Source organism: Streptomyces sp. D2-8 (assembly GCF_023184515.1).
GTDB lineage: Bacteria > Actinomycetota > Actinomycetes > Streptomycetales > Streptomycetaceae > Streptomyces.
In genome coordinates this window covers 108,293-134,418 of the sequence record NZ_JAAHBP010000012.1, presented here as the reverse complement: position 1 = coordinate 134,418, position 26,126 = coordinate 108,293, and the positions used below count along the sequence as shown (strand labels likewise).

The 26,126-nt window shown below is 70.4% G+C and carries 21 protein-coding genes; 12 read left to right on the top strand and 9 right to left on the bottom strand.

The genetic code is table 11. From position 1 onward, the window contains the following. Window positions 1–36: 36 nt before the first annotated feature. The 4 genes from G3I77_RS21895 to G3I77_RS21880 all read right to left on the bottom strand — a co-directional run bounded on the left by G3I77_RS21895 (window position 37) and on the right by G3I77_RS21880 (window position 4,319). Window positions 37–1,596 (bottom strand): MFS transporter, encoded by a 1,560-nt coding sequence (locus G3I77_RS21895; protein ID WP_248506301.1) that lies wholly within the window; start codon window positions 1,594–1,596, stop codon window positions 37–39. A gap of 12 nt (window positions 1,597–1,608) precedes the next feature. Beyond that, the gene (locus G3I77_RS21890) at window positions 1,609–2,658 is read right to left on the bottom strand and encodes an amidohydrolase family protein (protein ID WP_248506300.1); all 1,050 of its coding nucleotides are present in this window, start codon (window positions 2,656–2,658) and stop codon (window positions 1,609–1,611) included. A gap of 243 nt (window positions 2,659–2,901) precedes the next feature. Beyond that, the gene (locus tag G3I77_RS21885; RefSeq protein ID WP_248506299.1) at window positions 2,902–3,690 is read right to left on the bottom strand and encodes a 2-keto-4-pentenoate hydratase; all 789 of its coding nucleotides are present in this window, start codon (window positions 3,688–3,690) and stop codon (window positions 2,902–2,904) included. Then, window positions 3,687–4,319, bottom strand: coding sequence for a TetR/AcrR family transcriptional regulator (locus tag G3I77_RS21880; RefSeq protein ID WP_248506294.1), 633 nt, complete (start codon window positions 4,317–4,319; stop codon window positions 3,687–3,689). Before G3I77_RS21880 ends, G3I77_RS21885 begins: the two co-directional genes overlap by 4 nt. 151 nt (window positions 4,320–4,470) lie before the next feature. Here G3I77_RS21880 and G3I77_RS21875 point away from each other — a divergent pair, with 151 nt between their 5' ends. The 5 genes from G3I77_RS21875 (at window position 4,471) to G3I77_RS21855 (ending at window position 10,321) form a co-directional block, all read left to right on the top strand. Further along, entirely contained in the window at window positions 4,471–6,075 is a 1,605-nt protein-coding gene (locus G3I77_RS21875; RefSeq protein ID WP_248506292.1) for a bifunctional 3-(3-hydroxy-phenyl)propionate/3-hydroxycinnamic acid hydroxylase, read from the top strand. 13 nt (window positions 6,076–6,088) lie between these two features. Further along, window positions 6,089–6,964: an alpha/beta fold hydrolase gene (locus G3I77_RS21870; RefSeq protein ID WP_248506290.1), complete on the top strand. Its 876-nt coding sequence runs from the start codon at window positions 6,089–6,091 to the stop codon at window positions 6,962–6,964. Continuing rightward, a complete protein-coding gene (locus tag G3I77_RS21865; RefSeq protein ID WP_248506288.1) occupies window positions 6,961–7,980 on the top strand; it encodes a VOC family protein in 1,020 nt (339 codons plus the stop codon). Before G3I77_RS21870 ends, G3I77_RS21865 begins: the two co-directional genes overlap by 4 nt. Window positions 7,981–8,267: 287 nt before the next feature. Beyond that, window positions 8,268–8,684: a DUF485 domain-containing protein gene (locus tag G3I77_RS21860; RefSeq protein ID WP_248506286.1), complete on the top strand. Its 417-nt coding sequence runs from the start codon at window positions 8,268–8,270 to the stop codon at window positions 8,682–8,684. Continuing rightward, the gene (locus tag G3I77_RS21855) at window positions 8,681–10,321 is read left to right on the top strand and encodes a cation acetate symporter (RefSeq protein WP_248506284.1); all 1,641 of its coding nucleotides are present in this window, start codon (window positions 8,681–8,683) and stop codon (window positions 10,319–10,321) included. The genes G3I77_RS21860 and G3I77_RS21855 overlap by 4 nt, the downstream gene beginning before the upstream one ends. 92 nt (window positions 10,322–10,413) lie before the next feature. Here the strand turns inward: G3I77_RS21855 and G3I77_RS21850 are convergent, their stop codons facing one another. Beyond that, the gene (locus tag G3I77_RS21850; protein ID WP_248506282.1) at window positions 10,414–11,574 is read right to left on the bottom strand and encodes an amidohydrolase family protein; all 1,161 of its coding nucleotides are present in this window, start codon (window positions 11,572–11,574) and stop codon (window positions 10,414–10,416) included. A gap of 257 nt (window positions 11,575–11,831) precedes the next feature. Continuing rightward, complete coding sequence (locus tag G3I77_RS21845) at window positions 11,832–12,578, bottom strand: IclR family transcriptional regulator (protein ID WP_248506535.1); 747 nt, start codon at window positions 12,576–12,578, stop codon at window positions 11,832–11,834. Window positions 12,579–12,763: 185 nt separating this feature from the next. Here G3I77_RS21845 and mhpD point away from each other — a divergent pair, with 185 nt between their 5' ends. From mhpD to G3I77_RS21825, 4 genes are all read left to right on the top strand, one after another. Further along, window positions 12,764–13,585, top strand: a complete 822-nt coding sequence (gene mhpD, locus G3I77_RS21840; RefSeq protein WP_248506280.1) for a 2-keto-4-pentenoate hydratase — start codon at window positions 12,764–12,766, stop codon at window positions 13,583–13,585. Beyond that, on the top strand, window positions 13,582–14,529 hold the full coding sequence (locus G3I77_RS21835; RefSeq protein WP_248506278.1) for an acetaldehyde dehydrogenase (acetylating): 948 nt from the start codon (window positions 13,582–13,584) through the stop codon (window positions 14,527–14,529). The genes mhpD and G3I77_RS21835 overlap by 4 nt, the downstream gene beginning before the upstream one ends. Continuing rightward, on the top strand, window positions 14,526–15,569 hold the full coding sequence (gene dmpG / locus G3I77_RS21830) for a 4-hydroxy-2-oxovalerate aldolase (protein ID WP_248506276.1): 1,044 nt from the start codon (window positions 14,526–14,528) through the stop codon (window positions 15,567–15,569). Before G3I77_RS21835 ends, dmpG begins: the two co-directional genes overlap by 4 nt. A 394-nt stretch (window positions 15,570–15,963) precedes the next feature. After that, window positions 15,964–16,605, top strand: a complete 642-nt coding sequence (locus tag G3I77_RS21825; RefSeq protein WP_248506274.1) for a DUF2993 domain-containing protein — start codon at window positions 15,964–15,966, stop codon at window positions 16,603–16,605. Window positions 16,606–17,313: 708 nt separating this feature from the next. Here the strand turns inward: G3I77_RS21825 and G3I77_RS21820 are convergent. Both G3I77_RS21820 and G3I77_RS21815 read right to left on the bottom strand, forming a co-directional pair. Then, the gene (locus G3I77_RS21820) at window positions 17,314–18,210 is read right to left on the bottom strand and encodes an alpha/beta hydrolase (RefSeq protein ID WP_248506272.1); all 897 of its coding nucleotides are present in this window, start codon (window positions 18,208–18,210) and stop codon (window positions 17,314–17,316) included. A gap of 42 nt (window positions 18,211–18,252) precedes the next feature. Further along, on the bottom strand, window positions 18,253–19,476 hold the full coding sequence (locus tag G3I77_RS21815) for an NAD(P)/FAD-dependent oxidoreductase (RefSeq protein ID WP_248506270.1): 1,224 nt from the start codon (window positions 19,474–19,476) through the stop codon (window positions 18,253–18,255). Window positions 19,477–19,628: 152 nt separating this feature from the next. Between G3I77_RS21815 and G3I77_RS21810 the strand changes: the two genes are divergently transcribed. The 3 genes from G3I77_RS21810 (at window position 19,629) to G3I77_RS21800 (ending at window position 23,810) form a co-directional block, all read left to right on the top strand. Next, entirely contained in the window at window positions 19,629–20,555 is a 927-nt protein-coding gene (locus tag G3I77_RS21810; protein ID WP_248506268.1) for a LysR family transcriptional regulator, read from the top strand. Window positions 20,556–20,744: 189 nt separating this feature from the next. Beyond that, window positions 20,745–21,617 carry a hypothetical protein gene (locus G3I77_RS21805; RefSeq protein ID WP_248506267.1) on the top strand — a complete coding sequence of 291 codons (873 nt, stop codon included), beginning with the start codon at window positions 20,745–20,747 and terminating at the stop codon, window positions 21,615–21,617. A 60-nt stretch (window positions 21,618–21,677) separates the two neighbouring features. Next, entirely contained in the window at window positions 21,678–23,810 is a 2,133-nt protein-coding gene (locus G3I77_RS21800) for a SpoIIE family protein phosphatase (protein ID WP_248506265.1), read from the top strand. A 722-nt stretch (window positions 23,811–24,532) separates the two neighbouring features. Here G3I77_RS21800 and G3I77_RS21795 read toward each other — a convergent pair. Then, window positions 24,533–26,125, bottom strand: a complete 1,593-nt coding sequence (locus tag G3I77_RS21795) for a nickel transporter (RefSeq protein ID WP_248506264.1) — start codon at window positions 26,123–26,125, stop codon at window positions 24,533–24,535. Window position 26,126: the final 1 nt, after the last annotated feature.

The following is a 26,126-nucleotide window of genomic DNA, read 5'->3' as shown; positions in this document are numbered from 1 at the left end:
GTGTGCCGGCGATGGTGAACTGCCGCCGTGCCGGAGTCAGTCGACCGTCGGCGGTGCCTTCGGCGCGCGGAACAGGCAGCCGATCGCTGCGGCCAGGACGATGATGCTGACGGCGATGAGTGAGGCGGACAGGCCGTCCATGAAGGCGGACTTGACGCCGTCTGTAAGGGCCGCGCCCCGGGCACCGAGTTGATCGGCGACATGGAGGCCCGCGGCGGCGGAGTCGCGTGCGGCTTCGCTGGCTTCGGTGGGGAGCTCGTCGAGGGAGGCGGGGAGGCTGGAGCGGTAGTGGCTGCCGTAGATCGAGCCCATGAGGGCGATGCCGACCGCTGAGCCGACCTCGCGGGTGGTGTCGTTCATCGCGGAGGCGACGCCCTGCTGGCCGCGGCCGAGTGAGCCGGTTATGGCGGCCGTGCCCACGGATCCGGACAGGCCGATGCCGAAGCCCGCCAGGACGAGACCTCCGAGGAACGGCAGATATCCGGAGTCGACGTGGAGCAGGGAGATGACGAACAGGCCGGCGCTCAGCAGGAGCAGACCGACGGTCATGGTGACCTTCATGCCGACCCGTCGCACCAGGTGAGGGGTGGCCTGGGAGGTGGGCAGGACGACGACGGCGACGGGGACGAGGGCGGCGGCTGCCTTGAGCGGGCTGTAGCCGAGGATCAGCTGCAGGTACTGCAGGCCGACGAAGAAGAACCCGAAGACGGCCATGAACTGCACGAGGACGGTGATCGCGCCCGCCCGGAAGCCGCGGATGCCGAACAGCGAGGGGTCGAGCAGCGGGTGCTGATTGCGCAGGCCGAGCCAGGCGTACGCGGTGAAGGCCACCACCGTGACGACGAGGGCGACGATCACCGCGGGATCCGTCCAGCCCTGCTCGTTGCCCTCGACGATGGCGAAGACGAGGGTGCCGATGCCGACGGCGGTGCACACGGCCCCGGACACGTCGGGCGGGGACGGGTGCTCGTCCTTGGTGTCGGGCGCCAGGACGAGGGCGGCGACGGCGGCGACGAGGGCGGCTGCGGCGCTGGTGACGAAGATCGACCGCCATGAGTACCACTCCAGCAGAGCCCCCGCGGCGAGCATGCCGATGATGGCGCCCGCCGCGGCGAACCCGGACCAGGTGGCTACGCCCTTGGCGCGCTGCTCGGGAGGGAAGGCGGCGGTGATCGTGGACAGGGTGCCCGGCATGATCATCGCGGCCCCCAGGCCCATGACGACCCGCCAGACGACGAGGGTGGTGGTGGAGTCCGCGTAGGAGGCGGCCAGGGACGCTGCGCCGAAGACGACGGTGCCCACGAGGAGGACATTGCGGCGACCGACGCGGTCACCGATGGCGCCGAGGGGCAGGACGAGAGCGGCCAGGGCGACGGTGTAGCCGTCGGCGATCCAGGTCAGCGAGCTGTTGGTCGCCGACAGGTCGATGGCCAGGTCGGGCATGGCGAGGTTGAGCGCGGAGACGGACGCGACGACCAGGACCAGGGACAGGCACATGGCGAAGAGCACGCCGTGGTGGCCGGCGCGGCCGGTCGCAACGGCCTCTTGCCTGTCCTCGGTCTGATGGTCGGGCTTCTGGTAGGGCGTGGTGGACATGAGGAACCCGTCTCAGTCGGTGCCGGGCTGGAGGAGTTTGAAGACAAGACGCGCGGCGGTGCGCTGGGCTGCCTGGCGCAGGCGCACCGGGGCCGGGACAGCTGGGGACGGCGTCGGGGGAGTGGTGGCCAGACGCGGGAAGAGCGCTTCGGCGGTGGTGCGGTTGACAGCCGTGAGCGCGCCCGGGTCGACGTTGCCGTCGAGGCCGTTGGCGAAGTACTGCGCGGCGGGAGTGGGGGCGAAGGGCCAGTCGCTGCCGAAGAGTATGCGTCCGGGGCGGGCGAAGGCGAGCAGGGTCGGCAGGGCGGCGGGGCTGGAGGACAGGGCGGTGTCGAAGTAGAAGGAGCGGAAGTCGTCCAGCACGTCGAGCGGGCTGCGCGCGGTGTCATTGGCGATGGTGACGGCCATGCGGTGCGACGAGTAGGGAATGAAGCCACCCCCGTGGCTGAGGATGAACCGGATGTCCGGGTAGCGGCGCGGGATGCCGTTGCGGACCAGGAGGTAGGCGGCGCGGGTGGTGTCCAGCAGGAAGTCGGCGGCGAAGGGGGGAATGCCGTCGACGGGCGGAGCGGGCAGTTCCGCCGGGTGTACGAAGACCACCGCACCACGGTCGTTCAGGGTGCGCCACAGCTCGTCCTGGCCGGCGGATCCGAGGTAGCTGCCCCGGTTGTTGGCGAGCAAGGTGACGCCGTCGGCGCGCAGGTCGTCCAGTGCCCGCGCGGCCTCGGCGGCGGAGGCGTCGGCGTCGGGCATGGGCAGGGTGGCGAAGAAGCCGAAACGGCCGGGGGGGTCGGCCGTCAGGGCCGCGGAGTGGTCGTTGAGGCGTCGGGCCAGGTCGGCGGACTCGCCGGGGCCGGTGAGAAAGCCGGCGCCGGGTGTCGAGACGGACAGGATCGCGGTGGTGGTGCCGAGGAGGTTCATCAGCTGCAGTGCCGACTCGGGGCTCCAGTCGGGCAGGGCCCGTCCGCCGGCGTCGGCGATGCCGGCCTTGGCGAGCTCGTTCCGGTAGAAGTCGGGCACCACATGCTGGTGGACGTCGATGCGCTGTGCCGAAGGGGACATGAAGCGGCCTTTCATGCGGTCTACGGGGTGCTGCGGGGAGCCGCGTCCTCCCGGCCGTCCAAGGGGCGCTGCCGAACCACGCGATGAGCAGGCGCGGGGCGTTGGTGCCCCGGGACGCCGAAGGAGACCGGCGGGGCGGTTGAAGGGCCCTGGGAGACCGGGGGAGCTGATCGGGGGCGGGTGGGGAGGCGCGTCGCGAGCTCGGCCTTCACGTCTCAGGCGGGATGGAGGGCGGACGGCCGGTCAGACGAAGGACACCGAAACGGAGCCGAGGGCGTCGAAACGGGCCTCCGCCTTCTGCCCCGCGCTGACGAAGGGGGCGGTGGTCATGGCGCCGGGCAGGATCACGTGTCCGGGGTCCAGTCCGATACCGAAGGCGGCCAGGGTGTTGGCCAGCCAGGCGACCGCGGCGGCCGGGTGGCCCAGGACCTGCGCGCCGCTGCCGGAGGCCACGTGGTCCCCGTTCACGTGCAGGTCCACGGTGACCGCCGCGAGGTCGGGCGCGTACTCCATCGGTGTCCAGGAGCCGCAGACCAGCCCGGCGGAGCTGGCGTTGTCCGCGACGGTGTCGACCAGGGTGATCCGCCAGTCGCGGATGCGGCTGTCGACGATCTCCAGTGCGGGAGCGACCGCCTCGGTGGCGGCCAGTACGTCCTTGACGGTCGCCCCGGGGCCGCGCACCGGCCGGGCGAGGCGGAAACAGATCTCGGGTTCGACGCGCGGGCCGCAGTAGCGAGTGGCGCGTACGGTGCCGCCGTCGCGGTGGACCATGTCGTCCAGCAGGTGCCCGAAGTCCGGCTCGTGCACGCCGAGGAGCTGCTGCATGGCGGCGGAGGTCAGGCCGACCTTGTGGCCGATCACCGTCGCCCCGGCGGCCAGCCGGTGGGCGATGTTGTCCTGCTGGACCGCGTAGGCGTCGGCGAGATCGAGGCCGGGCAGCGTCGTGGAGAGCGGTTCGACCGGTGTCGTGCGGCGTTCGGCCTCGCGCAGCAGCCGGGCGGCTTCCTCGCGTCGTCGGCCGGGCGGGGTCATGCCTCGCTCCTTGCCGCCATGCGCGTCGCCGCGTCGTAGACCAGCTGGGCGTGCAGTTCGAACAGTGCCACGAGGTCGACGGCGTCGCCGTTGATCTCCCGATGTACGAACAGTCCGTCAGCGCCCGCGACGGCGTAGGTCGCCAGGATATCGACGGCCTCCCCGTCGAGGCCGGGGAAGAGCGTTTCGGTCACCTCGGCGATCTTCGCGTGCGCGATGGCGCGGACCTGGAGGAACACCGTCCGGCCGCGGGGTTCGGCGGGGCGTCGTTCCAGCGCGAGCATCAGACCCAGGCGGAGGAAGTCGGGGGCATCGACCAGTGACTTCGCCACGTTGCCCGCCATGGCGGTGATCCGCTCCAGCGGGGTGCCGGTCTCCTCGCCCGGAAGCACGACCGCGGCCAGCCAGGTGTCGAAGCTGCGCTCGATGACCGCGGCGATCAGGTCGTCCTTGTCCTTGAAGTGCCAGTAGATCGAGCTGGCGGGCAGGCCGCACTTGGCGCTGACCGCCGCGATCGACGTGCCCTCGTATCCCCGCTCGCCTGCGATCTCCACGGCGGCGTCGAGGATGCGCTGCCGCGACTCCACCCCGTTCGCGCGCTTCTTGCGGGTCGTCTGCGGCCTCGTCATGGCTGGTAACCCCTCCTCTGTGCCGTCCACGCCGGCTCTTGACCGTCTCCGGCTGCAAGCATACCGTAGCATCTGCTCCAATTGGAGTGAGCGTTACAACAAGAGCTGCAGCAAGAGCCGTGCACCATGAACGACAGTGAGGTGGCCTGGTGTGAGTGAGATCAGGGCCGGAACAGAGACCGAGAACAGTGCCTACGACGTTGCGGTGATCGGGTACGGGCCCACGGGCGTGACCGCCGCGAACCTGCTGGGCGCCATGGGCCTGCGCGTCGTCGTCCTGGAGAGCGATGCGGAGATCTTCAGCCGCGCCAGGGCCATCTCCACCGACGAGGAGGTCGTCCGCATCTGGCAGCGGATCGGCCTGGCCGAGCGGCTCAAGCAGGACATGCTGACCGAACGGCCCGTCGACTTCGTCGACGCGAACGGCCGCCCGTTCCTCAGCGCGCGCCCCACACCGCGCGGCCACGGCCATCCGCCGCAGATGTTCATCTACCAGCCCGCGCTGGAGCAGGTCCTGCGGGACGGCGTCGACCGCTACCCCAGCGTGCGGGTGCTGCTGCGCCACGAGTGTCTGCGCGTGCGCCAGGACACCCACGGGGTGGAACTGACGGTGGTCGGCAGGGCCGACGACTCCGTCCACCGGCTGCGCGCTTCCTATGTGATCGCGGCCGACGGCGGCTCCAGCCTCACCCGCGCCCAGCTGAACATCGGCTACGAGGGCAAGACGTACGAGGACCGCTGGGTGGTCATCGACACGAAGATGCTCAAGCCCTGGCCGGACCACGACAAGCTGCGTTTCCACTGCGACCCGGCCCGTCCCGCCGTGGACTGCCCGACCCCGCTCGGTCACCACCGGTGGGAGTTCCCGATCCTGCCCGGCGACGACGAGAAGCAACTGACCACCGAGGAGGCCGTGTACCGGCTGGTGGCCCGGTACGGCATCTCCCGCGACAGCGTCGAGGTCCTGCGCGCCACCGTCTACAGCCACCACGTCCGCTTCGCCAGCCGCTTCCGCATGGGCCGGGTCTTCCTCGCCGGCGACGCCGCCCACGCCATGCCTCCGTGGATCGGCCAGGGCATGGCCGCAGGCGTGCGCGACGTGGCCAACCTCTGCTGGAAACTCGACGCCGTCCTGCGCGGCGAACTGCCCGAGGCAGTGCTCGACAGCTACGAGGCCGAGCGCAAGCCACACGTCAAGGAGGTCACCAAGCGGGCGGTGTTCGTCGGCCGGATCATCACCGAACGCCGCACGCGGATCGCGCGCGTCCGCAACGGCGCCCTGCGCGCCCTGGGCCACATACCGGGCTTCGGCGACTGGCTGCAGGACTCGAGCTGGATACCCGTCGCACGGTACGACGCCGGCCTGCAGGCCCGCTTCCGCACCAGGGCGACCGGCCACCAGGTCCCCCAGCCCTGGGTCACCGGCCCCGACGGCACCCGCGTCCGCCTCGACGACGCGCTCGGCGGCCGATGGCTCCTCCTGCACGCCGGCACGGCCACGCCCCAGTCCGCCTGGCCCTCGGGCGTTCCTTGCCTGACCGTCACCCCCGCCGGCTCCCGGCCGGCCGAGGGCACCCTCGTCGACAGCGACGGAGTTCTGCTGCCCTGGATGACCCGGCACGACGCCGTCACGCTCGCCCTGCGCCCCGACGCCTACGTCTACGCCGCGGCTCCCGAGGACGCCCCGCTCCCGCCGCCGCCCCGTGGCTTCACGCCGTCCACGACCTCCCGCCCGACCGCGTCCACCGCCCAGTGAGGACACCTGCATCATGACGACGACACCGACCGGCCTGCCGACGATGCAGGAGACGACGTACGACATCGGCGGGCGGAAGATCTTCGCCGCGGAGACCGGCGACGGCCCGCCGGTCCTGCTGCTGCACGGCGGCGGCCCAGGAGCCTCCGGCGTCTCCAACTACGGCCGCAACGTGGCGGAGCTGGCCAAGGAGTACCGGGTCATCGTGCCCGACCTGCCCGGCTACGGACGCAGCACCAAGGGCGTCGACGGCGCCGACCCCTTCGGGTACCTGGCCGACGGCATCCGGGGAGTGCTCGACGAACTGGGCTTGGGGAAAGCCCACTTGGTCGGCAACTCCTACGGCGGTGCCTGCGCGCTGCGCCTGGCCCTGGACACCCCCGACCGGGTCGAGCGCATGGTCCTCATGGGCCCCGGCGGCATCGGCACCACCCGCGCCCTGCCCACCCCCGGCCTCAACAGCCTGCTGAACTACTACACCGGTGACGGCCCCTCGCGGCCGAAACTGGAGAAGTTCATCCGTAACTACCTCGTCTTCAACGCAGCAGACGTCCCGGACTCCGCGATCGACGAGCGCTACCGGGCCAGCATTGACCCCGAGGTGATCGCCGCGCCGCCGCTGCGACGGCCCTCGGGCCCCAATGCCCTGCGCACTGTGTGGAAGATGGACTTCACCCGCGACCCGCGCCTGTCCCGGCTGCCCGTGCCCACGCTGGTGCTGTGGGGGGCACAGGACAAGGTCAACCGGCCGTCCGGGGGCCGGATGCTGGCCGAGCGCATGCCCAACTGCGACCTTTACCTGGTCGCCAACACCGGGCACTGGGTTCAGTTCGAGCGCGCCGAACTCTTCAACCGGCTGTGCGCCGACTTCCTGGCAGGCCGCCGATGAGCACCGCAGTGACCACAGCTCCCTCCGTCTTCGGCTCCGTCCACCTCGGCTACGTCGTCATCGAGACCAACCGCTTCACCGACTGGCGCCGGTTCGGCACCGACGCCATCGGCATGCATCACGACGCCCTCTCCCGCGACCTGATGCGCTTCCGCCTGGACGACCAGGAGTGCCGGTTCCTGCTGCGGCGCGGACCGGCCGAGGATGTCGTCGCCACGGGCTGGCACATCGACGACCACACCGCCTTCGAGCAGATCGAGGCCCGCATCCGTGCCCACGGCGTCCCACTCACCGTCGGTACGGACGAGGACGCCGCGCTGCGCGGCGTCGAACGCCTGCTGCGCTTCCCCGGACCCAAGGGCATCACCCAGGAGATCTACACCACCCCGGTGAAGTCGGCCGAGCCGCTGCGCATGCTCGCCTCCGGCTTCGTCACCGGGGACTCGGGCATGGGACACATCGCGCTGACCTCCACCAAGCCCACGCAGATCCGCGGCTACTTCAACACGGTCTTCGACGCCCGCCTGACCGACTACATCGACGAGACCATCAGCGGCGTCAAACTCAGGATCCGTTTCCTGCGCGTCAACGAACGCCACCACTCCGTCGCCGTCGTCGGCACCCGCGGGCTGGCCATCGACCCGGTCCGCACCCGCGTCCAGCACCTCAACATCCAGGCCGCGAACCTCGACGACGTCGCCCAGAGCTACCAGCGCGTGCACGAACTCGGCTTCGGCATGGCCCTGTCCGTAGGCCAGCACACCAACGACAACGAGCTCTCCTACTACGCCCGCACACCCTCGGGCTTCGAGTGGGAAGTGGGCTGGAACCCGATCGTCATCGACGAGACCACCTGGGAACCCACCACCCACCAGGGCATCAGCATCTGGGGGCATCTCCCCGTCGGCCAGACCATCGTGGACAAGCTCAACCAGTTCCGCCTCGGCGCCCGCTCCCTGGCCCGTCCCGAGAACACCGTGCCCGCTCTCAGCGGCAGGGGTATCGCGGACTACTGACCCGCGTACGGTCACTTCACCACCGGCGGGGCGACCGTACCCGCCGGACTCTCCATGGCCGGGCGGGGGGACCCGCGCCGCCCGCCCACCCTCACAGCCCGATCGCGGGCAGCGCCTTGCGACCCGGCCGTTCCGGGCGCCTTCGGCCGTACGTGCCCGTGCCTTCCCGTTTCGCGCTGTTCAGCCCGCGGCACGCCCCCCCGGCCTTCCTGCCACAAGGCACCAGGGATCGGTCATGTCGCAGACCTCCAGTGAATGACCACTCCGTCTCGCGAAAGGACCAGCTCATGTGCGTCCTTCCTCACCGGCCCGGCAACGGACCGACCGACGACCCGGCCCTGGACACCGGCGCCGGGCCCCTGCATGTACTCCACCGCACGCACGCCGGTGCGCGTCGGCGGTTCCTGGCGGTCAACGGTGTCGCCTTCCTGGTCACCGCGCTGCTTTCCGGCGCGGTCGGCGAGCTGTTCGCGGACCGTCCGGCGAGCGGAATGCCCCTGGGCGCAGCGCTGGGCGCTCTGCAGCTGACCGTGCTGCTGCTGACCTCCTGGTGGTACGACCGCGCTCTCCGGAGGCACGCCGATCCACTCGTCGACGAGGTACGACGCCGTGCCGCGCACCTCCCGCACTCGGCTCAGCCGCAGCCGGGCCTCGCGGACGCCATGTCCGGATGGCCGTTCCCGGCACCGGGGAGACAGAGATGACCGGGCTGTCGCTTGCCACGCAGTTCACGTCGGTCTCGGGCGGTTCCGACGATCGGGCGACGGTGTTGACCGCCTTCATGGTGTTCATCGTCCTGTCCCTGCTGTTGTGTGTTCTGGCCGGCCCCGAGGGCGAGACCGCGTCCGACTTCTACACCGGCAGCCAGTCACTGACGCCGATGCAGAACGCGTTGGCGCTCACCGGGGACTACATATCGGCCGCCACACTCATGGGGGTCTCCGGTCTGGTGGCCGTGGCCGGGTACGACGGCGTCTCACTGGCGGTCAGCAGTTGTCTGGCCGTCGGCGTGTTCCTGGTGCTCGCCGGCCCGCTGCGCAACGCCGGCCGCTACACCCTGGGCGATGCCTTCGCGCTGCGTTCGCCGGGTTCCTCGTCCCGCGTCGCCGCGGCCACGGCCACCTTGGCCGTCTGCCTGCCTTTCCTCGTTCTCCAACTGGCCGGAGCCGGCAGCGCCACGGCGCTGCTGCTCGGTCTCACGAGCCAAGGTGCCCAGCAGGTCTGCACCGTCTTCGTGGGATCGGTGATGATCTGCTACACGGTGCTCGGCGGCATGAGAGGGACGAGTCTGGTCCAGATCGTCAAGGTGGTCGTGGTCATCACCACCATGCTGCTGCTCGCCTTCCTGGTCCTGCGGCGCCACGACTTCGACCCAGGTGCTCTGCTGACCGCGGCCGAGCAGGGGAGCGGGCTCGGCGACCGCTATGTCGAACCCGGTCACGCCCTCGGTGACAGCGCCGTCGGGCGCCTCGACTTCCTGAGCCTGCAACTGTCCGTCGTCCTGGGCGGCGCGTGCATGCCGCACGTTCTGATGAGGATCAACTCGGCCGCCGACGGGGCCGCCGCGCGGCGGGCGACCCGCTACGCCGTCGCCATCATGGCCGTGTTCTGCCTCTGCGTCGTCATCGCGGGACTTGGTGCCGCCGATGTGGTGGGAGGTCAGAAGATTCGTGCCGTCGACAGCAGCGGCCAGACGGCCCTTGTCCTCCTGGCCGGGAACCTGGAGGGTGGCACCTCGGGACTTCTAGGCCGCGTGCTGTACACCGCCGTCGCGTGTTCCGTCTTCGTCACCGTACTGGCGGTGGTCGCCGGCATCGCGTTGAGCGCGGCGGCCGCGCTGGCCCACGACCTGCACGCGCACGCAGTGCGCCGGGGCCGCATGTCGGGGTATCGGGAAGTCCGTTCGGCCCGATGGGCCGTGGCCGCCGTGGGCGGTCTCGGCGTCTTCCTGGCGGCGATGGCCCAGGGGCGGAACATTCAGTCCCTGACCCACCTGGCCCTCACTCTCGCCGCCTCCACGGTCCTTCCTGCCTGTCTGTACGGACTGTTCTGGAGCCGGTACAACCGGACCGGTCTGCTGTGGACCGTGTACGGCGGCGTTCTCTGCACCACCGCTCTGTACGTATGTTCCCTCTCCTTCTCCGGCACACCTGCCTCACTCCTGCCGGGGCGTCACTTCCACGTCATCGGGTTGCAGTCCACCGCCGTGCTGGCGATCCCGGTGGGATTCCTTCTCGGATGGGCGGGCACCGTCGTCGGACGGCGTGCACGCGGCGCCGAGGAAGCCGAGGCGGACGTCCGATGGCGTGAACGGGTCCTCGTCGGAGCGAGACAGCAATGAAGAGCGCCGCGGCCCGGCGGTACGACCGGGCCGCGGCGCACGCCGCGACTCACTCACAGAGACAGAGGTGGGGCGCCGTCGCCGCGCCGGGCTCAGGCCGGAACGGCCCCGATCCTCGCGGCCAGCGCGGGAAACTGCGCCAGGGCGTTGGAGCGTTCGACAGCCAGCCGCTCAGCAGGTGCGAACGTCTGGTCCAACTGCGGTGCGGGGTCTCCGGTCGCCGGGAACAAGGCGCTCGTGAAGGGCCAGTCGGTGGCGAAGAGGATGTGCTGGGTACCGGCCAGTTCCCGCACCGATTTCATGGCCTGGGGGGCCGGTGACAGGGCGGTGTCGTAGAAGAGCTTGCGGAAGTACGGGCTGCTGGCGTCCGCACCGGTGGCGCCCACCTGCTGGGCGATCGCCGGGGTGAGGGTCAGCAGGCTGGTGCGGTAGGAGATGTAGGGCAGAGTGCCGCCTGCGTGGGCGGCGAGCCAGCGGATGCGCGGGTAGCGCTGATACACGCCCCTGTAGAGCATGTTGACCAGTGCGCGGGTGGTGTCGAACGTGAACTCGTACAGAAACGGTGGCAGTCCGAGGTCCGGGTAGCCCTGCGGGGTCACCGGGTGGACGAACACCATGGCGCCCAGGTCGTCGAGCGCCTTCATCAGGGGCTCGAACACGGGATCGCCCAAGTACCTTCCGCCGTAGCTGCTGAAGATGCCGACACCGTCCAGCTTCAGGTCGCCCACGGCCCGCTCGGCCTCGGTGACGGCACGTGCGACGTCCCGCTCGTCGACGGTGCCGCCCAGAGGCAGGACGGCGAATCCGCCGAAGCGTCCCTTCAGGCGTGCGGACTTCGTGTGAACCAGATCCCGGCTGGTGTAGGTGTTCAGACGCTGTGCCATCTCCACCCGGGCCTTCGGGGAGGACAGGTAGGTGACTCCGGGTTCGGAGACGGACACTACCTGGGTCTGGATGCCGTAGCGGTTCATGAAGTCGACCGCGAGCGCCGGGCTCCACGCCGGGACCGGCACGCCCCCGATCGCGGTGACGCCATGCGCCGCCAGGGAACGGCGGTAGAAGTCCGGGATCAGATGGCAGTGCACGTCGATACGGTCCCGGCCGCGGGGTGCCGGAGCGTCTGAGGACGCGCTGTCGACCGCGCTCGCCGGCACGGTTCCGAGGGCTGTCGCGGCGACCCCGAGCGGCAACGCCGCCTTGAGCACGCCGCGTCGTCTGATGCCGCGCGGGTCAACTTGTCCGGTAACAGCCATGGAACACCTCACCGAGGGAGCGAAGGGGGGACGTAGGGCCGCTGGGAAGGCAACGCGGAAGTCGGGCGGCCACAGGATCCGGCAGCGGTACGCACGCCGACATCCGGCCTTCTTGTAGCGTTCACTACAGCGACTGGAGCGATCGCTACGGTAAGAGTGGCGGGAGTGGGCGTCAAGGACCGCGGCAGGTGTGATTCAGGGGTGCGGCTGGGCGCCCGGGTTCTTCCGCCGGGCACGGACAGGTGCCCGGCGACGTCTCAGTAAGAGGTGCCGCGCGACGTGCCGCTGCCCGCGCGCAGTACGCGGGACAGGCCCAGAGCGGCCGTCCGTACGGCGGGCGCCAGCCGGGCAGGGTGGAACCGGGCGCGCGGTACGGCGACCGACAGGGCGCCCACCGCTGTCGGTCCGTCGAAGACGGGCGAGGCGATACAACTGACGCCGAGGGCGGCTTCCTGTTCCTCGTAGGCGAGGCCGGACACCTGGATCTGCTCGATGGCGGTGCGCAGCCGCACGGCGTCGGTGACCGACTGGGGGGTGAGGCGGGGCAGCGGCGCGGCCAGTACCTCGTCCACCAACTCGGAGCCGGAGAAGGCCAGGAGTGCCTTGCCGACACCGGTGCAGGTCAGGGGGAGCCGTCCGCCGATGCGGGAGGGCAGCGACAGGGCTTGGTGGCCGTGGATCCGCTCGACGTAGACCACGTCGTGTCCTTCTCGTACGCCCAGGTGCACGGTCTCGTGGGTGGCCTCGAAGAGGTCCTGGAGGAACGGCAGCGCCGCCTCCCGCAGGTCGAGCCGGCGCGGCACCAGCGACCCCAGCTCGAAGAGCTTGCCGCCGAGCCGGTAGGTCTCGCCGTCACGTTCGAGCAGACCGAGGCGTACGAGGTCGGCGCAGAGACGGAACGCTGTCGTCTTGGCCAGCTCTGTACGGGCCGTGATTTCTGTGAGACGGAACGCGCCGCCGTCCGGGCGATAGCAGTCCAGGACGGCAGCCGCCTTGTCGAGCATGTTCCCCTGCGCGCTGTTCCGTGTCATGGAACGAATTTTGCCACTGCTGCGACCGCACTCCTATACCTGTGGTGGATCGACGGACGGCCACCCGCCGCCTCTCCGACAGCCCCATGTCTCCCCGCCCTGGAGGTAGCCCGCATGTCCGCTCCGCACCGTCGCACCAGTCCGCGCCGGGGTCGAACGTGAGCCCCCACGAGTCCGCCGATGCCGTCGCCAGGGCGGCGGCCGTCCTTGAGGAAGCCGCCCGCACCGGTGCCCCGTGCGCCCCGGTGCGCACGCTCCTGCCCGAGGGGGACCTCGAGGCCGCGTACGCCGTGCAACGCCTGCACGTGGAGCGCGGCGTCACTGCCGGCCGCCGGCTGGTGGGCCGCAAGATCGGCCTGACCTCGCCCGCCGTGCAGCGTCAACTCGGCGTCGGCCAACCGGACTTCGGCGCCCTGTTCGCCGACATGGCAGTGCCCGAGGGACAGCCGGTCGCCGCCGGACGACTGCTCCAGCCGAAGGTCGAGGCGGAGGTCGCCCTGGTGCTGGGGGCGGACCTGCCGTACCGCGACCCGACCGTCGCCGACCTCCTGAGGGCCACGGCGTTCGCGCTGCCCGCGCTGGAGATCGTGGACAGCCGGATCGCCGACTGGGACATCAGCATCGTCGACACCGTCGCCGACAACGCCTCCTGCGGCCTGTACGTCCTCGGCGGCACGCCCGTGCCCCTGGACCGGGTCGACCTGCACGCCGTACGGATGACCCTGACGAAGAACGGCGAGACCGTCTCGCGGGGCACCGGCGCAGACTGTCTGGGCAGTCCGCTCACCGCCGCCCTCTGGCTCGCCGCCACACTCGCCGGCCTGGGCGATCCGCTGCGGACCGGCGACATCGTCCTGACCGGGGCGCTCGGCCCGATGGCGGTCGCCGTTGAGGGCGACGAGTTCACCGCGCACATCGAAGGGCTCGGCACGGTCACGACGGCGTTCGCGTCCGCTCGCACGGAAGGAGCTGGAGCATGAGCACGAAGGTCGCGGTCATCGGGTCGGGCAACATCGGCACCGATCTCATGATCAAGATCCTGCGGCTCTCCGAGTCTCTGGAGATCGCCGCGATGGTCGGGATCGACCCCGACTCGGACGGCCTGGCCCGCGCCCGCCGCCTCAAGGTCGCCACCACCCACGAGGGCGTGGACGGCCTGGTGAAGCTGGACGCTTTCGCGGACGTGGAGATCGTCTTCGACGCCACCTCCGCCGGTGCGCACCGCCGACACGACGAGGTGCTGCGCTCACTGGGGCGCAGGGTGGTGGACCTGACGCCCGCCGCGCTGGGCCCGTACGTCGTCCCGCCCGTCAACGGCGACGCCCACCTCGACGCGCCGAACGTCAACATGGTCACCTGCGGCGGCCAGGCCACCATCCCGATCGTGGCCGCCGTCGCGGCCGTGACCCCGGTGCACTACGGCGAGATCGTCGCCTCGATCTCCTCGCGTTCGGCCGGACCCGGTACGCGGGACAACATCGACGAGTTTACCGAAACCACCTCCGCGGCCATCGAACAGGTCGGCGGCGCGGCCCGCGGCAAGGCGATCATCGTCCTGAACCCGGCCGAACCCCCGCTGATCATGCGGGACACCGTGCACTGCCTGGTCGGCGAGTGCGACGAGGCCGCGGCGACCGCTTCGGTGGAGGAGATGGTGGCCCGCGTCCAGACGTACGTGCCCGGCTACCGCCTCAAGCAGAAGGTGCAGTTCGACCGCGTCACCGGCGACGATCCCCTGCGCTCGCTGCTGCCCGCCGACGCACGGTCCGCCGACGCCGCGAAGGTCTCGGTCTACCTGGAGGTCGAGGGCGCCGCCCACTACCTGCCCGCCTACGCCGGCAACCTCGACATCATGACCTCGGCCGCCCTGCGCACCGCCGAACGCATGGCCGCACACCGCTCCACGGAGGTGGTCTCCCGATGACCGCGAACCAACTGCCCACGCAGCCGCCCGCCCTGTACATACAGGACGTGACCCTGCGGGACGGCATGCACGCCGTACGCCACCGCTACACCGTCGACCAGGCCCGCACCATCGCCACCGCCCTGGACGCCGCCGGGGCCGCCGCGATCGAGGTCGCCCACGGCGACGGCCTGTCCGGCTCCAGCATCACCTACGGCGTCGGCGCCCACACCGACTGGGAATGGATCGAGGCCGTCTGCGACAGCGTCCGGCACGCGGTGCCCACCACGCTCCTCCTGCCCGGCATCGGCACCCTGCGCGACCTGCGGCATGCCCACGCGCTCGGCATCCGTTCGGTCCGCGTCGCCACCCACTGCACCGAGGCCGACATCGCCGCCCAGCACATCGCCGCCGCCCGCGACCTGGGCATGGACGTCGCGGGCTTCCTGATGATGTCCCACCTGGCCGACCCCGCCGAACTCGCCCGCCAGGCCAAACTGATGGAGTCCTACGGCGCCCACTGCGTCTACGTCACCGACTCCGGCGGCCGGCTCACCATGGACGGCGTCCGCGACCGCGTCCGCGCCTACCGCGACGTCCTCGACCCGGCCACCGGACTCGGCATCCACGCCCACCACAACCTCGGCCTGGGCGTCGCCAACTCCGTCGTCGCCGTCGAGAACGGCGTCACCCGCGTCGATGCCTCCCTCGCCGGACAGGGCGCCGGGGCGGGCAACTGCCCGCTGGAGGCGTTCGTCGCGGTCGCCGACCTGATGGGCTGGCAGCACGGCTGCGACCTGTTCCCCCTGATGGACGCCGCCGACGACCTCGTACGTCCTCTGCAGGACCGCGAGGTGCGGGTCGACCGCGAGACGCTCACCCTCGGCTACGCGGGCGTGTACTCCAGTTTCCTCCGGCACGCCGAGGCCGCCGCCCGCCGTCACGGCCTCGACACCCGGGCGATCCTCGTCGAAGTCGGTCGGCGCAAGATGGTCGGCGGCCAGGAGGACATGATCACGGACATCGCCCTCGACCTCGCAGCGGCCGGTCGCGCCGGCTGACCGGGGGTGATCGGCGCGGGACCCGCGGCCGCTCGGAGGAGGCGACGTCACCGCTGCCAGGTGGTCGGCCAGGACATCCGCGGCGAGTCGTTTCGCTCGCCCGCGACCTCCACCGCTGGGTGTGGCAGAGCCTCATGCGGCAACGCCCGTACCCCGGCTCCCGCGTCCCGAGCAGATGGGTGCGCGTAAGCGTGCCGGGGCACCCGGCCGCCCGGCTCGGCGGCCTTTCGGCAACACCCCCTGAAGGATGGTCATGACCCCGCACCGCCATGACGACGGCCCTGGGCGTCGGCCCGGGTCCGGCGCCGACTCCGTGTCCGTCGACGCGTCGCCCCGAGTGCTCCGCAGAGCCGTCACAGCCGTCGTGTGCCTGGCCATGGTGGGGGCGGCTTTCGTGACCGTCGACCGCGTGGCCACAGGCCGGGCGGAGAGCCGTACGGCCGAAGCCTTCCAGCAAGGAATGGGGACGCCGAAACGCCCGTCGGTCGACGTCCGTGGATTCCCCGTCCTGACGCAACTGGCCTCCGGCACCTTGCGGCACGTGGACATCACTGCCGATGACCTACCGGCCCGAGGCACCAGCCGGCCGCTGCCGGTGACGAGGCTCACCGCCGGGCTGGACGGCTTGGGAACCTCCGGTGACGCCGACCAGGCCCGCGCACGCGCTGTCAATGCGACGGCGGTCCTGTCCTACGAGGACTTGTCGGATGCGCTCGGGGTCCAGGTCTCCCAGGACACAGAACCGGGGCGGGTCAGGGCGCGCCTCGTCCTCCCATTGAGCGGGGAGGCGACTGTGAGCACGGCCGTCACGGTCCTCTCCGACAACCGCATCGCCTTCTCGCATGTGCTCGTCGTCCAGGGACATCTGCCGGCTCCCGGACGAGTCGCGCTCGACAAGGTACTGGCAGAACCTGTTCGTTTGCGCAGCCTCCCTGAAGGGCTGCACCTGCGATCGGTCACCGCCACGACTGTCGGACTCGACGCGCGCTTCACCGGTGACAACGTCACCTTCCGGCCGGACACCTCTTCTGCGTGACCCCCTTGCACGGCAGCGCCGGCCGAGACCGCCGGTCAGCGGGCGACTGCGCGGTTCGTCAGGACCGGCAGAGTCCTCACCAAGATCACTTCAGCGAGGATAGCCACCTGTCCAACACCGAGCTGGGCACACCGTTTGGAGTGCTGGCACTCACGTGGGCACCGTTCGGCTGGTTGCCGGCTGTCTGTTGGACAAGCTCGGCAGACGCAAACCGATTCTGATCGCCGCCATGGTTCTTTTCTCCTGTTTCTCCGCGGCGGGCGGATGACCGGCTTCCTCGGTCTGCTCGTCGCCCGGGCCCTGATGGGCGTGGCGGAGGGGACCGTAACGCCGCTGGCACCGTCACCGATGGTGGAGGCGTCCCGGGAAAGCCGTCGCGGTTGCTCGGCTGTTTCACCCTGTTCATGGCCACGATCCCCGCCCGGCGCCACCGTGTTCACGCGGGTGCCGTCCGCGGCGGGCCGGCCGTCGTCTACGGGGTGGCCCCGACGTCGGCGGCGGTCCCTCCACGGCATCGTGCGGCAGACGCCGCAGCCACGGTCGCAGGTGATGAACGGGGGCGCCCCCGGGGCGTGCATCTGCCGGGCCTTGTCGAGCATCCGTTCGAGAATGTAGCGGGAGGGGCTCACTCCGGTCGGCTGAACGGTGACGGCCCCCGGCCGTGTCCCCGGCCGGGGGCCGTGCGGTGGTGCTCCCGGGGAGAAGCAATCAGCGGTTGAGGGTCCGGCTGAGCCACCCTGCGCTGCGGGAGACGATCTCGGGAAGGTGGTTCGAGAGGATCTCGTAGTGCTGGCCCTTGTACTCGATGAGTTCTTTGGGCTCGGGAACCCTCCCGAACATCTCGCGGGCCTCCTCTGCCGGCGCCACGGTGTCCTTTGAAGCGAGGATCATGAGCAGCGGCGCGGTGATGCGCTCGGCGTAGCCGCGCACCTCCATCTCGAACAGGTAGTCCAGGGTGGAGACGGTGATCTCGTTGCTGAAGCTGGGCAGGCCGTGGATCATGTTCTCCACGAACTCCAGGCCTTCCTCGTCGCTGAACATTACCGGCTTGCCCGGCTCGGGCTTGCCGTGCAGGCGGATGGTGGCGGCGGCCTCACCGCGCAGCTGTGCCTGGCGGTCGTCCGGGATGAGGGCGTCCAGTTCGGCCATGGTGTCGGAGGGCTGGAGCCCCCGGGCGCTCCAGCCGCTGACCGGCGGGATGAGGCTGACCACGGCTGCGATCCGGCGGTCCATGGCGGCGGTGAACAGGGAGTTGGCGCCTCCGATGCTGATGCCCCACAGGCCGATGCGGTCGGCGTTGATGTCGTCACGCAGTGTCAGGTGGGTGATGACGTGGCGCAGGTCGCGGCACTGCTGCCAAGGGTCGAAGAGCTGGCGGGGCTCACCCCCGCTGTAGCCGGTGCAGCGGTGGTCGTATATCAGGCAGGCCAGTCCGGCGTCGGTGAAGCCCTGGGCCATGGGGAACATGGCCTCGGCGGGGCCGCCGAGTCCGGCCTGCAGGACGGTGACCGAGAGGGGGGTGTCGGCGCTGCTCTTGGGGCGGAAGAGCTTGCCCCTCAGGGTCGCTCCGGGCACGGTGAACTCGACGTCTTCCTCGACGGGCATGATGAATCTCCTTGGAGTGGGCGGTGTGCGCTGGATCCGCGGTCAGTCGCGGTCGGGGACGGTGAGTTCGTCCGGCAGGAAGTCGCTGTCGAAGGCGCGGGGGTCGGCGGAGGCGCGCAGGATGGGAAAGACCTCGGCCCGCATTTCCGCCTCGTACTCCGCGACGGCCTTGAGCAGGGGAACGTCGCCGTGTACCACCTCCGTGAGTGCCCGGGTCAGAGCGGCGGCGTCGCGCAGTGCGTTGTTGGCCCCGGCGCCGAAGGTGGGCGGCATGGCGTGGATGGCGTCGCCGAGCAGCGTGACCCTGCTGGTGGTCCAGGGGTCCGCCGGCTCCAGGTGCCGTACGGCCACGGGGAAGAGAGTCGAGGCGTCGATGCGTGCGACGGCCTCGGCCAGTGCTGGATCCCAGCCCCGGACAGCCTGGCGCATCACCTCGTGACGCTCTTCGGCGGACGCCTTCCACAGGTCCGGGGCCTCGCGGCTGAAGGGACTGCCGGGGATGATGCCGAGGTTGACCATGATGTACGGGTCGACCGGGTCGATTTGGGCGCCCGGCGCCAGTTCGGCGGCTGCCTCGGCGATGGGGCGGCGGGGTTGGTAGACGCCGTAGACGATCAGCGCTCCGTCCGGGCCGGAGGCGGCGGCGAAGCCGTCGAAGAGGGCTTCCGGCAGGGTGGCGGCCAGGTCGTCGGTGAGCGGCGCGGTCGCGTACATGCCCAGGATGTGGGTGTCCACGACAGGCACCTTGGGCAGGAGTCGGCGTCGGATCACCGAGTTGATGCCGTCGGCCGCCACGAGGATGTCGCCGGTGGCCGAGGAGCCGTCGGCCAGGTGGACCCGCACTCGGTCGCCGTCCTGCTCGAAACCGGTGACGGTACGGCCGAAGTGGATCACGCCCTCCAGACCAGCGGCCATGATCTGCCGCAGGGTGCGCCGGTTCACCGCGGTGTGGGGCCGTACCGGGTCGTTTGGCGGGCCGATGTGCGGGCGGGCACCCAACTCGTTGCCTCGGTGGTCGAGCTGAACGAAGACTTCCCGGCGTGGTGTGGTGCGGGAGGTTCGCAGGTAGAGCTCGTAGAGGTTCTCGGGCAGGCACTCCTGCAGTGCCCGCCCGCCCGCGCTGTTCATGTGCAGCCGGTAGCCGGAGGGCGCGATGCCCCCGGCCGCTTCGAACAGGGTGCACTCGATACCGGACTTGCGCAGGCCCTGGGCCAGACATAGCCCGCCGATGCCTCCCCCGGCGATCAGTACGCGAAACGACGGCATTGCCGATCCTTTGGGTGGACGGGGGAACCTGTTCGTCCTTCAGGTCCTCGATGAGCCCGTACCGCCACTCTCGTCCGCCTCGCAGGTATCGGGGAAGCCGAAGTTGCCTATGCTGAGTATCGGAATATCCGATGCCCTGCGGAGGTGGGCCGATGAGCCTGGACCTGAACCTCCTCGTGTCACTCGACGCCCTGCTGCAGGAACGGAGTGTGACGAGAGCGGCCCAGCGGCTCGGCCTGAGCCAGCCCACCCTGAGCACGGCTCTGGCCCGACTGCGGCGCCACTTCGGCGACGAGCTTCTGACCAGGGTGGGCAACGCCTACGAACTGACACCCCTGGCCGAGCGTCTCTCCGAGAACACGACAGAGGCCCTCAACTGGACGGACCGGGTCTTCCAGACGAGGGCGGACTTCGATCCCGCTACCGCCGAGCACGAATTCACCCTGGTGCTGACTGACTGCCAACTGCCCACCTTCGGGCGGACTCTGGCCGACCTGGTGAGCGAAACGGCGCCCGGTGTGCGTCTGCGGTTCCGACACAGCACCGAGGCATTCGTTCAGCGTGCCCACGACAATCTGCGCACAGTCGACGCCGTCGTGCTCCCGCAGGGTCTCCTGGCGCAGCTGCCGTCGCTCGACCTGTTCCAGGACCGCTGGGTGTGCGTCGCCTCGGCCGATGCCTCACCGGGTGGTGTGACGAGCATGAGGGAACTCGCCGACCGTCCCTGGGTGTTGCCGTTCTACCATCCCACAGTGATCTTCCCCTCGCTGCGCCGCCTGCGCGATCACGGCATCGAGCCGCGAGTCGAGATCACGACCGAGGACTTCCTCGCCGTACCCCATCTCATCGCGGGCACCGAACGGTTGAGCCTGGTGCCCGAACGGATCACCCGTCACTTCGGCAAGGACAGCGGCACGGTCGTCATGGATCTAGCCCTCGAACTGGGCGTGTTGGTCGAGACCCTGTGGTGGCACCCCCTGCACGAACGCGACCCCGCCCACATCTGGCTGCGCCGGACAGCGGCGCTGGCAGGCCGGCTGCTCACCACCGACGACACCGGGATGCGCTCCTCCTCCTGAGCCTGCCCTCGCACCGTGCCCGGCCCGAGGAGGCGGAGGCAGCGTTTCGTCTGGACACCCGGGCTGAACCGGACGCCCGACCCATGGCCGTCCTCTTCTGTTCCATGTCACGGAACAGAGTTTGCCGCTCGGTGAGGGCTCTGCCTATATCGGTGTCAACCCGCCGCTTCCCTGCCCCGGAGGTAACCCGTGCCGACCGCACCCGACGGTGCCCACCCGGACGCCGGCCCACCGGCCGTGGTCAACACCGCCCACCTGCAGTCCGTCACGACCGGTTGTTGGCTGCTGCGCTTCCGCTCGGACATCCCTCGGAGCACGGCGAGCCGCTACTGGGCGATGGAGCACGGTGACATCGCATCCCGGATCCCACACGTCCTGGAAACGGTCGAGCGCCACTTCTCTCGCTCAGCGCGGGGCTTCTGGCCGAGAAGTCCCCTGTGCGCGACGGCCATACCCGAGGAGTGGGCCTTCGATGGCATGCCGGAACTCCGCCTGACGCTCGGCGGGGCGTTGCGGGCGCTGGGTTCCCCCGCTGCCCGTCAGATCCACCACGACGAGCAGAACGTCTTCTCCACCAGTCTCGGTCACCTCGGTCTGCCCGGGTCATCGCGTTGGTGGACAGGCGGTTTCGGCGACCGGACGCTTGACACAGCGGTCGTCCTGATCCGGCGTCGCGCCGGTGTGTCCCGCGCCGGCTTCGCCTCCTTCGTGCATGACGTTCTGGCACGTGCGCTGTCCGAGTCGGGAGCGGCCGAACTGCGCTCACACGTCTTCGCCCCGTGGCTCCCGGCTCTCCACAACACACCGGGTGTCTCCCACGACAATCCCCCTCACCTGCGCTATCACGGAGTACTGGTCATCGGCGCGAAAGCCACCGATGGAATGTCGTCGCTGCTTGAGTCGCCTCCCGTCACCCGGGCAGTCCTCAGTCAAGATCGATATTGCACCGCCCTGCACGCGTACAAGGTCGAGCAGTCGGTTCCGATCGTGTTGGACGGCCGGCCCGTGCCGGCCAGGGACCGAGGCTTTCGCGATCTCGCCTCGGAGGGTGGCGACGCCTGACGCTCACGGGCCCCCCGCTCGGCGTAAGGTCGAAATGTGGACCTCACGGCCGAGGATCTCGTGTCTCGTGTCGCGCGTGAGCTCGCCCCGAGGGCGGACGAGCTGATCGCGGATGTGACGCGGCGCCTGCGCAGTGACGTTCCCGAGCTGTGGAACGCTCCCGACCTCGCCCGCATGACCTCCGAGAGGATCGTCGAACACGTTGCCGGCGTGCTGGCCGGCCTGGAGCTCGGCGTCGAGCCGAGCGAGATGGACCCGCCCCCGGCCGACGCGGACCGCGCCCGTCGACTGGTCCGGCACGGCGCGCCCGTCACCGCGATGCTGCGGGCGCAGCGGCTGGGGGAGGGCGTCGTCCTCGACAGACTTCTCGCGGAGCTGCCCCGGCTGACCACCGACCCCGAAATGATCAGCGTGACGTCGCGCCGACTGCTCGCGATCGCCACCGGGTACGTCGACCGCGCGGCCGAGCAGGGCGTCCTGGACTTCCAGAAGGAACGGGACCGTCGCCTGCAGTGGCGGCTGTCCGTGGTGAAGGAGGCCGGCCTGCGCATCGGGACCACCCTGGACATTTCCCGCACCGCCCAGGAACTCGCGGATCTGGCCACCGACCACTTCGCCGACGTCGTCACCGTCGACCTGCTCGACTCCGTGGTCCACGGGCACGGCACTCCGGAACCGGCCCCGCTGGTACTGCGCAGGGTCGCTCAGGCGCCGGTGGCGGAAGACGGGCCGGAGCCGACGATCCAGGTGCAGGAGCTCCACACCTGCCCGGACGAATCGCCATCGGCTCGCGCTCTGGCCGGCGGGCAGCCCTCCCGGTATACGGCGGCGCCGACGGACGCGGCCGGCGCCGCCGGCACCCCTCGCGTTCACTCCACGCTGGTGGTGCCCCTGAGCGCCCGCGGTACGACCCTCGGCGTCGCGCACTTCTCCCGTTACCGCAACCCCGACCTCTTCGAGGACGAGGATCTGCTCCTTGCCCAGGAGATAGCTGCCAGGGCCGCGGTGGCCGTCGACAACGCCCGCCGCTACACGCACGCCCATGCCACGGCCGTCACCCTGCAGCGCAGTCTGCTCCCACGACGTACGGCGGAGCAGTCCGCCGTCGACGTCGCCTGCCGCTACCTGCCCGCCGGTGCCCAGGCCGGCGTGGGCGGTGACTGGTACGACGTTATTCCGCTGTCCGGTGCCCGGGTCGCACTGGTGGTGGGAGACGTGGTCGGCCACGGCATCCACGCCGCCGCCACGATGGGACGCCTGCGGACCGCGGTCCGCACTCTCGCCGACATCGACCTGCCTCCCGACGAACTGCTGACGCACCTTGACGACGTCGTCATCCGGCTGGCCGCCGAAGCTTCGGCCGACCCGGACACGGAAGCGGCCGGGGACATCGGCGCCACGTGCCTGTACGCCGTCTACGACCCCGTGGCCGAACACTGCTCGCTGGCTCGCGCGGGGCACGTGCTGCCCGTCGTGGTCACCCGGGACGGCACAGTCGACCTCCTCGATCTGCCGCCCGGCCCGCCGCTGGGCCTGGGCGGCCTGCCGTTCGAGGCGGCGGAGGTCGACCTGCCCGAGGGCAGCCTGCTCGCCCTGTACACCGACGGCCTGATCGAAGCCCGCGACCACGACGCCGAGACGGGCCTCGCGCTCCTGCGCCACGCACTCAACCAACCCTCCGCTTCTCTGGAGACCGCCTGCGACACCGTGCTCCAAGCCCTGCTGCCCGCCGAACGGCCCCACGATGACGCCGCCCTGCTACTAGCTCGCACCCGTAGCCTCGGGGACGACCAGATCGCCGCCTGGGACCTGGACGCCGACCCTGCGACCGTGGCCGGGGCCCGGTCGAGCGTCGCCCGGCAGCTGACAGCCTGGGGACTGGAGGACCTCGGCTTCACCACCGAACTCGTGGTCAGCGAACTGGTCACCAATGCCATCCGCTACGGCAGACCCCCCATCCGCCTGCGCCTAATCCACGACCGCACCCTCCTGTGCGAGGTGTCCGACGGAGCCAGCACCACCCCTCATCTGCGCCGGGCCCGTGCCTTCGACGAGGGCGGGCGCGGCCTGCTCCTCGTCGCCCAGCTCGCCACGCATTGGGGGACGCGCCATGCCCGGCACGGCAAGACGGTCTGGGCCGAGCTGAGCGAGACCGGTAACGCCGGACTATCCGGGTTGGCCTCGGCGCTTTAGGGGTCCTTGCACTATGAGCGCCCGATGAGGTCGCGTGGTCCGGCAGCGGCCAGGCCCGCAGCGGCCGTGACGCTCATTTGACGCTCGGGGCCCCGACAGGCTGCTGGCGAGATCGAAACAACCGCGTCTGACCTGCATGTTCTCCCAACTCGGCACGTAGTCACATGTTTCCGATGACGCACCATGTGGAGTGCGTGGCGATTTTGGAGCCTGCGGACAAGGCCGCCTGACCTGCGGTTTTTATGTCCCGAGTGGTTGGCTCGACCTGTTTCCCTCCGCGAAGCGGGTCGAGCGAACAGCCTCACTACTGCAAGTCGCTGACCTGCGGTTTCAGAGTGCGGCGGCTGTCACCCGACCGCCGGTGTCGGATGCTGTTCGTACTTCTTGACGCTCGAGTGACGCTCAGATGGGGCCCGGCGCAGAGGCACGATTCTGTTGGCAAGTGCGATGGCCGGAGATCGAGCGATGGCTACCGAGAGGACCGAGCCGGCAGACGGTGGGTGCGTCGGGGTGCACCCAGTTGCTGACGTCGCCGCGAGAGCGGTCCGCCCGTGGCGGTTTTCGGTGGGACGCTCCAGGGAGCACGGCCGCGTCACGTGCCCTTGGATGTGGTGGTCTCAGCAGAGCGGATGACTTTCGAGTGGTGGGGGGCCTCAAGCTGAGCTGCCGGGAAGGCGCGTGGGATTCCAGGTACGGCTCTCCGTCCTGCACTTCTTTGGGGTTCAGAGTGCGAGCAGGCTTCGCAACGTGAGGCTGATGCCTACGGTGAGGACGGCGAGAGCGGTGAGAACCGTCGCGTAGCGGGTGTATCGGCGCAGGGAGGGCAGGCGGCGTTCACCAAGTGCGGCGAATCTGCTTCCGCCGCCGGAGAGCAACAGGCCGGCGGCAGTCAGAGTGAGGGCCATGCCGAGGCCGTAGCCGACGACGAGCAGGACGCCGAAGAATGTCCGGCTCAGTGCGATGGCGCCCAGCAGGACGACGAGGGCCGACGGGCTGGGCACCAGACCAGCCGCGAGCCCTACGCCGAGGAGCGCGGGGAGGCCGGTGCGGCGCGGCATCTTCCCCGCACGGGAGTCGGTCTCGTGCGCGTGGTCGCCATGGCCGTGAGAGTGTCCGGTCCCGTGCCGGTCTTCATGACCGTGGGGGTGACCATGCGCGTGAGTGTGTTCCCGTGTCTCGCTGTGTGTGTGCCCATGGCTGTGTCCGTGGTGCCAGCGTGCCGGGGGCCGTCCCGCCCGCAAGGCCCGTACCGCCGTCACCGTCAGCACCATCCCCAGTACCGCGATCACCGCACCGCTGATCGCCCCCAGCCATCCCAGCAGTTGCTCCCCGACGAATCCGCCGCCCGCGGTAAGGATCAGGCCCACGGCCAGGACCCCTGCGGTGTGGGTGGCCGTGACCGTCGTCCCGACCGCGAGAGCGGCGCGGAGGCCACCTTGCCGGCGGGCCAGGCAGGCGGCGACGGCGAGTTTGGCGTGTCCGGGCAGTGCCGCGTGGCCCGCGCCCAGGAGCAGTGTCAGCAGGACGGCGAGGAGACCCACCGGCAGAGTGAGGTCCCGGCCCGCGGTCAGGCCGGTGAGCCGGTGCTCCAGCGCCGGAAAGAGCACGGTGCCGCGGTCCGCAGCCTGAACTGCCCGTACCTCGTCCGGTTTTGCCGGCCCGGGGGCCCCCGGGGCGGCCCAGCCCGCCCCCGGTTGCGTACGCAGCTCCGCCTTGACCACATCGAGCGGCTGCTCGTCCCCGTCCCGCGGGTAGTGGCGCAGCACATCGCTCGGGCTCTTCGAGGGAACCGACGAACCGGCCAGCCGTACGCGGTCGCCCGGGACAGCGGTGATCTCCTTCCAGCCGGTCCGTGCCACATCCGCCCCCGAGGCGAACGCAACGTCGGCGGGCCGGGAGAGATCTGCGCCAGCCCGCAGAATGCAGGTCAGCCGGGCGACGGGGACTCCCGCAGACCCTTTCCCGTACGTCAGGGTGGAGTGGCCCACCTTCCAGGCGAGGGGCTCGCCGCCCACCGAAATGCGGGTGCGGTCGGCGAGTTGGGCACATCGCTCGGCTGCCCGGTCCGTCGCTTCGGCTGGTGAGATCGCCCCGTCGCGGTCGGTGTCCGTCGCTTCCTCGTCCTGTGCGGTGGGGATCTCCGCACTGTCGACGACTGCGGTGTCCTCGATCCGGTCGTGCGACAAACGCAGTCCGTCGTAGTGGTTGACGCTGAAGTTACCCAGCGGGTGGGCTTGAGCCGTCGATGCGGGGCTCAGGCCGAACAGCACGAGCAGGGGCGCCGCGACGACTGCCGCGCGGCATGGAAGCTTCATC

What these genes read in the sequence shown, in the direction of transcription:
- G3I77_RS21895 (WP_248506301.1), bottom strand. Translation starts at nt 1,596, where the DNA reads ATGTCCACCACGCCCTACCAGAAGCCCGACCATCAGACCGAGGACAGG.
- G3I77_RS21890 (WP_248506300.1), bottom strand. Translation starts at nt 2,658, where the DNA reads ATGTCCCCTTCGGCACAGCGCATCGACGTCCACCAGCATGTGGTGCCC.
- G3I77_RS21885 (WP_248506299.1), bottom strand. Translation starts at nt 3,690, where the DNA reads ATGACCCCGCCCGGCCGACGACGCGAGGAAGCCGCCCGGCTGCTGCGC.
- G3I77_RS21880 (WP_248506294.1), bottom strand. Translation starts at nt 4,319, where the DNA reads ATGACGAGGCCGCAGACGACCCGCAAGAAGCGCGCGAACGGGGTGGAG.
- G3I77_RS21870 (WP_248506290.1), top strand. Translation starts at nt 6,089, where the DNA reads ATGACGACGACACCGACCGGCCTGCCGACGATGCAGGAGACGACGTAC.
- G3I77_RS21865 (WP_248506288.1), top strand. Translation starts at nt 6,961, where the DNA reads ATGAGCACCGCAGTGACCACAGCTCCCTCCGTCTTCGGCTCCGTCCAC.
- G3I77_RS21860 (WP_248506286.1), top strand. Translation starts at nt 8,268, where the DNA reads ATGTGCGTCCTTCCTCACCGGCCCGGCAACGGACCGACCGACGACCCG.
- G3I77_RS21855 (WP_248506284.1), top strand. Translation starts at nt 8,681, where the DNA reads ATGACCGGGCTGTCGCTTGCCACGCAGTTCACGTCGGTCTCGGGCGGT.
- G3I77_RS21850 (WP_248506282.1), bottom strand. Translation starts at nt 11,574, where the DNA reads ATGGCTGTTACCGGACAAGTTGACCCGCGCGGCATCAGACGACGCGGC.
- G3I77_RS21845 (WP_248506535.1), bottom strand. Translation starts at nt 12,578, where the DNA reads ATGCTCGACAAGGCGGCTGCCGTCCTGGACTGCTATCGCCCGGACGGC.
- G3I77_RS21835 (WP_248506278.1), top strand. Translation starts at nt 13,582, where the DNA reads ATGAGCACGAAGGTCGCGGTCATCGGGTCGGGCAACATCGGCACCGAT.
- dmpG (WP_248506276.1), top strand. Translation starts at nt 14,526, where the DNA reads ATGACCGCGAACCAACTGCCCACGCAGCCGCCCGCCCTGTACATACAG.
- G3I77_RS21820 (WP_248506272.1), bottom strand. Translation starts at nt 18,210, where the DNA reads ATGCCCGTCGAGGAAGACGTCGAGTTCACCGTGCCCGGAGCGACCCTG.
- G3I77_RS21815 (WP_248506270.1), bottom strand. Translation starts at nt 19,476, where the DNA reads ATGCCGTCGTTTCGCGTACTGATCGCCGGGGGAGGCATCGGCGGGCTA.
- G3I77_RS21810 (WP_248506268.1), top strand. Translation starts at nt 19,629, where the DNA reads ATGAGCCTGGACCTGAACCTCCTCGTGTCACTCGACGCCCTGCTGCAG.
- G3I77_RS21795 (WP_248506264.1), bottom strand. Translation starts at nt 26,125, where the DNA reads ATGAAGCTTCCATGCCGCGCGGCAGTCGTCGCGGCGCCCCTGCTCGTG.